This window comes from Mesorhizobium sp. WSM4830 (genome assembly GCF_055811495.1).
The window spans coordinates 1-6,431 of the sequence record NZ_JBVVQI010000069.1; the positions used below are offsets into that span (position 1 = coordinate 1).

A 6,431-nucleotide genomic window follows, 5' to 3' on the forward strand; every position below is an offset into this window, starting at 1 on the left:
GCATACGAGATCTTAGCAGCGACGTAGTTGAGCCCCCAGGAAAAGGTCAGCCCGACCATGATAGCGGCTGCCGCCAGATCGACCGCGTCACGGCGGTCGAGGGTCTCTGTGGCGACGCCCACCAGCGCTAGTCCTCGGCACTCTGCTCGTCAAAGCCGAGTAGGTTCCAGCTCTGACGCATGTGCGGCGGCATCGGTGCGGTGACGTCGACAAAGCCCTTGTCGGGATGCGGGATGACGATGCGGCGCGCGTGCAGATGCAGGCGGTTCTGCATGCCGCCTGGAAAATCCCAATTGGTGTCGGCCTCGAAATATTTGGGATCGCCGATGATCGGGCAACCGATATGGGCGGCATGGACGCGAAGCTGATGGGTTCGCCCGGTATAGGGTTCCATCTCCAGCCAGGACAGGGTCTGCGCGGCCTGCTCGACGATGCGATAATAGGACACGGCGTGGTCGGCGCCCTTTTCGCCATGCTTGGCGATGCGCACGCGATCGCCGTCGGGCGTCGGTTCCTTGATCAGCCAGGTCGAGATCTTGTCCTCGCGCTTCGGCGGCACACCCTTGACCAGCGCCCAGTAGGTTTTCTTCGTCTCACGCGCCCGGAACGCTTCGGCGAGCTTCATCGCGGCGAGCCTTGTACGAGCGACAACCAGCACACCCGATGTGTCGCGGTCGAGCCGGTGCACCAGACGGGGCTTCTCGCCCTTGTGGTTGCGCCAGGCTTCCAGCATGTCGTCGACGTTGCGGGTGACACCAGAACCGCCCTGGACCGCTAGGCCGGCCGGCTTGTTGAAGACGAAGACCTTCGGGTCCTCATGGATCAGCATCTTGGCCAAAACGTCGGCGTCGCCCTGGTTGCGGATCGAATGACCGGTGAGCGGACTTTCGCCTTTCTTGTCAACTTCGAGCGGCGGCACTCGGACCGTCTGGCCGGCTTCGACGCGTGTATCGGCCTTCACCCTGCCGCCGTCGACGCGGATCTGGCCGGAACGCAGCAGCTTCTGCAGATGACCGAAACCGAGACCGGGGAAATGGCTCTTGAACCAGCGGTCGAGCCGCATGCCCGCCTCGCCGGCGTCCACTGTGATCTGTTCAACGCCTGCCATGATTCCAATCGCCGTTTCGCAGGCATGCAACGGCATTCGCCGGTACCCGCAATCTCACTCGGTTATTCGTTGTCGGTTCCATATTGCAGAACCTGAACTTTCTCCAGCGTAATCAAACCACTTGTCATGATTGTTTCAAGCACGGGCAGGAAAGCGGCCAATTTTTCCTCGTCATCGACGATCTCGATGACGAGCGGCAGATCCTCCGATAGGCGGAGGATCTTCGTGGTGTGAAGCCGGCTGGAATGGCCGAACCCCATCGCGCCGCGCAGGACGGTCGCGCCGGCGATCTGCATTTCGCGGGCCCTCAGCACGATAACCTAATACAGCGGACGGCCATCTGCCTTGTCGTTTTCGCCGATAAATATGCGCAGCAATTGTGCCTGTGTCGGTATCTTCATTGCCTGGACCCTCTCAGCCGGTTGAGCCGAACTGCAAAGATGTGGCCAAGCCAGACGGCGGCAAGCCAGGCCACCACGGAGATCGCGATATTAAGTCCCGCCGCCACAAGCCTCCCGCCTTGCGCGAGGGTGAGTGTTTCAAGGCTGAAAGCGGAGAAGGTCGTCAGGCCGCCACAGAAGCCGGCCATGAAGAATTGACGCTGCAGCGGACCGGCGAAGACGCGACCATCCGGTCCCGTCAATGTCGCGTAGAAGCCGATGAGGAATGAGCCGACGATGTTCACGAGGAGCGTGCCGAAGGGAAATCCAGTGCCCCACAAGGCGGTGCTCGCCAATGAGGCAAGCGCCCGCAGCACGCCGCCGATCATGCTGCCTGCGGCCACGGTCGCATAGAGCCGAACCGTCTGGCTCCTTCTGCGCCAGCCAATGAGGTGCGCCGCATGCCTCGCCATCCCGTCAGGGCGGAGCTTCCGCGGGCCGCTCACGGCGCGCCGCTGCCAGCCAGAAGACTTCCCGCTGCAAAGCCCAGCGTCACGCCGCCGAGGCTCAGGAAAACCGAAAGCAGCATATTTCCGCCGGCGCGCAGCCATTCGCCGTCGCGCGCCAGCGCCAGCGTCTGCAGGCTGAAGGAGGAGACCGTGGTGTAGCAGCCGAGGCCGCCGGTGACGGTAAAGGCCCAGATGGCGGGCATGCCGTCGCGCGCCACCGCATGCGCAACGACACCGATTGCAAACGCTCCCGAGACGTTGACGGCCATCGTGCCCCAGGGAAAGGTCTCGCCGACCCGGCGGGCGACGAAGCCGGACAGGAAGAAGCGGGCCATTGCACCGATCGCGCCACCAAGGCAGACAAGCAGCAGATGATACATCGTGCTTCCTCGCGCCGGTCACACCACGGTGTCAGGCGGCTCCGGCCTTCTTCGGCTTGCTGGAGCCGATCATCTTCCAGTTCTTGTAGAACATGGCATTGATGCGCTCGACGCTGACCGAAACGATGGCGAGAAGAGCGGCGATCAGGCCGGGGAATGGCGATGGCCGGATGATGTCCATGAACACGCAGTAGCGGCGCCCATCATATTCGTTGACCGAGCGGTGCAGCAGCGTGTCGTCGAAAATATAGAGCGGATTGTCGTGCCAGTAGTTCCTGGCGTCGTTGCACTCGACGAAAACCTCGCCCTTCACCGGGAGAAGATTGTAGAGAATGCGCAGGCTGAGCCGCAGCGGTCCGAAATGCCAGGAGGTCGATTCCTTGCCCCTGAACACCGACACGGCGATGGTCTTGATATATTTGAAATCCTTGTTGAATTCGGCAACATTGTCGATCTTGTGCTTGCCGTACCACTGGTAGACATACATGCCGCGCCGGCCGCTGCCGAAATTGGCGTCGATATCGGCGATGATCTCGTCCTTGCGCGCCTTGAAGACGTCGAGAACCTCGTTGACCTCACGCTGATAGTCCGGAGGAAACTGCTCCAGTTTCCAGACACCGCGGTTTCTGTAGCACAGCAGATCGACCAGCAGATTGAAGGGCGAAAGCAGCCAGGTGAAGATGCCGTTGCCGAGGAAATAACCACTGAACAGGGCCCAGTTCTTGTTGTCGTTGCGCAATACGTCGATCAGACCGAGGGCAATGAAAATTGTCGTCAGGATGGGAATGAAATAGAAGCCGAGCGCCAGCAGCGGGATCGCTATGGCGAACTTCCGAAGGGTCTTGCGAGATTTTTTTGTCATTTTTCCACGCGCAGGCGCGATTCCGTTCTGAATATCGTCGGTACGTTTCTGGCCTGTCCGCCGGCCGAAGGCGCATCTTGATAGGGTTTTTTATCCCGCCAGACAACGGCGATCACACCAGTGTGCGACTGGCAGCTACTTTTCCCGCTCGCTGCGCAGCTTCGCCCAATAATCCAGCCGCTTCCTGATATCGCGCTCGAAGCCGCGCTCTGGCGGGTCGTAGAATGTCTGCCTTCCCATCTTCTCCGGAAAATAGTCCTGGCCGGAAAAAGCGTCGGGCTCGTCGTGGTCGTAGCGATAGCCGGCGCCGTAATCTTCCTGTTTCATCAGCTTGGTCGGCGCATTGAGAATGTGCTTGGGCGGCAGCAGCGAACCGAATTCCTTCGCTGCCTGTGTGGCGGCCTTGAACGCGGTGTAGACAGCATTGGATTTCGGCGCGGTGGCGAGATAGACGGTCGCCTCGGCGAAGGCCAGTTCGCCCTCGGGCGAGCCCAGATAGTCATAGGCGTCCTTGGCGGCGTTGGCGACGACGAGCGCCTGCGGGTCGGCCAGCCCGATATCTTCCATCGCCATGCGCACCAGCCGGCGCCCGAGATAGAGCGGATCTTCGCCGGCGTCGAACATGCGGGCGAGATAGTAGAGTGCCGCATCGGGGTCGGAGCCGCGCACCGCTTTGTGCAAGGCGGAGATCAAATTGTAATGGCCGTCCTGGCCCTTGTCGTAGATCGGCGCGCGGCGCTGGACGATGCGCTGCAAAGCCTCGGCGCCGAACACCTCCTTTGATTTCGCTGCGCGCCAGACCTCTTCGGCGAGCGTCAGTGCAGCTCGGCCGTCGCCGTCGCTCATCCGGATGAGCATCGCCCGCGCCTCATCATCGAGCGGCAGCGCCCTACCCTCTGCCTCCTCGGCCCGCGCCAGCAGCTTGGCGATGCTGTCCTCGCCGAGCGAGTGAAAGACCAGCACACGCGCGCGCGACAACAGCGCGGCGTTAAGCTCGAAGGACGGGTTCTCGGTGGTGGCGCCAACCAGCACCACGGTGCCGTCTTCCATCACGGGCAGAAAACTGTCCTGCTGGGCACGGTTGAAACGATGGATCTCGTCAACGAACAGCAGTGTCTGGCGGCCGTTAGAACGACGCAGCTTTGCTGCCTCGAACACTTTCTTCAGGTCGGCAACGCCGGAAAACACCGCCGAGATCTGTTCGAAGGCGAGGCTTGTCTCGCCGGCAAGCAGCCTTGCGACCGTGGTCTTGCCGGTGCCGGGCGGCCCCCAGAAGATCATTGAGCCGAGCGAGCCGGAGCCGATCAGCCGCGTCAGCGCTCCGTCGGGTCCGGTCAGATGCTCCTGGCCGACGACCTCGCCGAGGTTCTTCGGGCGCAGGCGGTCGGCCAGCGGCCTGCCGGGCGGCGTCTTTTCCGGTTCATCGACACTGAACAGATCGGCCATGCAACTTCTTCTGCCTGGAGCCCGATCCTGCTGACGGTCGGGCTCAGTAACGCAACACCTGGCGCAGTATCTGCCCGCCGCGCTCGACGGTAAAGCGCCACCAGCGCGTATCCTGCTGGGCTACCTGTTCCAGGGTCGCCGCCTTGTCGATCGTCAGGCCATTGACCTCACGCACGATGTCGCCCGGCTGGAAGCCAAAATCGGCAGCGGGCGAATCGCGGTTGATGTCGACCACGGTTACGCCTTTGACATCGGTGCGCAGACCGAGCCGTTGGGCAAGCCGTGGCGACAGTTCAGCGACTTTGGCACCGGAAAACGGGCTGCGGCCGCGCAATGTGAGTTCCGCAGCCTTGGCGCCCTCGGGCGGCCGTTCCAGAGCGATGTCCATCGTCGCTTGCTGACCCTTGCTCAGAACGCCGAAGCTGGCATTCGTACCAATCGACAGCGTCGCCATCCGGTAGTCCAGCGCCCCGACGCTCTCGACCGGCTTGCCATTGAGCGACAGCACCACGTCACCAGGCTTGAGCCCTGCCTTGGCGGCGGGTCCCGCCTCTTCGACCGAAGAAACCAGCGCGCCAGTCGGCTTGTCCATGCCGAGCGATTCGGCAATCTGCGGCGTCACCGCCTCGAACTCGGCACCGGCATACGGCCGCTCGAAGAAGTCGAGCCCGGCCTTGGCCGCATCGGCGAAAGCGCGGACCATGTTCGAAGGGATGGCAAAGCCGATGCCGATCGAGCCGCCGCTACGGCTATAGATCGCCGTGTTGATGCCGATCAGCTGCCCTCCCATGTTGACCAGCGCGCCCCCGGAATTGCCGGGGTTGATGGCGGCGTCGGTCTGGATGAAGAAGCTGGAATCGGAGACGCCGATATGGCTGCGCGCCACCGCCGAAATGATGCCGCTGGTGGTGGTCTGGCCGACCCCGAACGGATTGCCGATCGCCAGCACCAGGTCGCCGACCTCGAGCGCGTCGGAATCGCCGATAGCGATCACCGGGAACGGCTTGTCAGAAGAAATCTTGAGCACGGCGAGGTCGAGCGTCTCATCCTTGAGCAGCACCTTGCTGTCGAATTCGCGCCCGTCGGCGGTCGCGACCTTGACCTGGTCAGCGTCCTTGACGACATGGAAATTGGTGACCACGACGCCGGTGGGATCGACCAGCACCCCCGAACCGAGCGAAGACTGTGCGCGCGGCTGCGAGCGGCCGAAGAACTCCTCGAAGAACGGATCGCCGTCAAAGGGCGACGTCACCTTGGCGGTCTGCGAGGCGTAGACATTGACCACGGCCGGGGCCGTCTGCTTGACCAGTGGCGCGAAGGACAGTTGCACCTCCTCGCGGCCGAACGGCACGCGCTTGTCGGGGCCAGAAGTGGCGTTTTCGCCTTCGACGCCATGCAGCAGATCGGTCAGTACGTCGGACAGACCAGGATCTGGCTTGGTCTCCTCCGCCAGCGCGTGCCTGGCCGCCGGGACGATGGCCAACGCCATCAAGGCGCAGATCAGAACAAGGGACAGCCGTTTAACGCGCATTCCGAATCCTCCAAGTCGGGCGCCATTGTCCTGACGATTGTGCAAAATGAAAGGCTAAGCCGCTGAAATCCGATTATTTTGGGTAGTCGCCGCAAAAACCGGTGACAAAACCCCTACCAGCCCTGCCCGGCACCTTCGGAATCGGGATAGGGGGGAGCTTCGCAGTTCCTCCCCTCCCACACCACCCTGCGTACGGGTCCGTACAGGGCGGTTCG

Annotated in this window: 6 protein-coding genes and 2 pseudogenes; all 8 read right to left on the reverse strand. The window is 62.5% G+C overall.

Going from position 1 to position 6,431, the window contains the following annotated elements:
- A pseudogene (locus AC0L2Y_RS34200) lies at positions 1-122 on the reverse strand (EamA/RhaT family transporter); the annotation flags it as partial.
- Positions 123-127: 5 nt separating this feature from the next.
- Positions 128-1,108 carry an RluA family pseudouridine synthase gene (locus tag AC0L2Y_RS34205; RefSeq protein WP_473562284.1) on the reverse strand — a complete coding sequence of 327 codons (981 nt, stop codon included), beginning with the start codon at positions 1,106-1,108 and terminating at the stop codon, positions 128-130.
- 62 nt (positions 1,109-1,170) lie between these two features.
- A pseudogene (locus AC0L2Y_RS34210) lies at positions 1,171-1,509 on the reverse strand (DUF190 domain-containing protein).
- A complete protein-coding gene (gene crcB, locus AC0L2Y_RS34215; protein ID WP_473562285.1) occupies positions 1,506-1,961 on the reverse strand; it encodes a fluoride efflux transporter CrcB in 456 nt (151 codons plus the stop codon). Before crcB (AC0L2Y_RS34215) ends, AC0L2Y_RS34210 begins: the two are co-directional and overlap by 4 nt.
- A gap of 29 nt (positions 1,962-1,990) precedes the next feature.
- Complete coding sequence (gene crcB / locus AC0L2Y_RS34220) at positions 1,991-2,377, reverse strand: fluoride efflux transporter CrcB (RefSeq protein WP_473562286.1); 387 nt, start codon at positions 2,375-2,377, stop codon at positions 1,991-1,993.
- A 31-nt stretch (positions 2,378-2,408) separates the two neighbouring features.
- A complete protein-coding gene (locus tag AC0L2Y_RS34225; RefSeq protein WP_473562287.1) occupies positions 2,409-3,239 on the reverse strand; it encodes an aspartyl/asparaginyl beta-hydroxylase domain-containing protein in 831 nt (276 codons plus the stop codon).
- A 135-nt stretch (positions 3,240-3,374) separates the two neighbouring features.
- Positions 3,375-4,685: a replication-associated recombination protein A gene (locus AC0L2Y_RS34230; RefSeq protein ID WP_473562288.1), complete on the reverse strand. Its 1,311-nt coding sequence runs from the start codon at positions 4,683-4,685 to the stop codon at positions 3,375-3,377.
- A gap of 43 nt (positions 4,686-4,728) precedes the next feature.
- Positions 4,729-6,216 carry a DegQ family serine endoprotease gene (locus AC0L2Y_RS34235; protein WP_352670788.1) on the reverse strand — a complete coding sequence of 496 codons (1,488 nt, stop codon included), beginning with the start codon at positions 6,214-6,216 and terminating at the stop codon, positions 4,729-4,731.
- Positions 6,217-6,431: the final 215 nt, after the last annotated feature.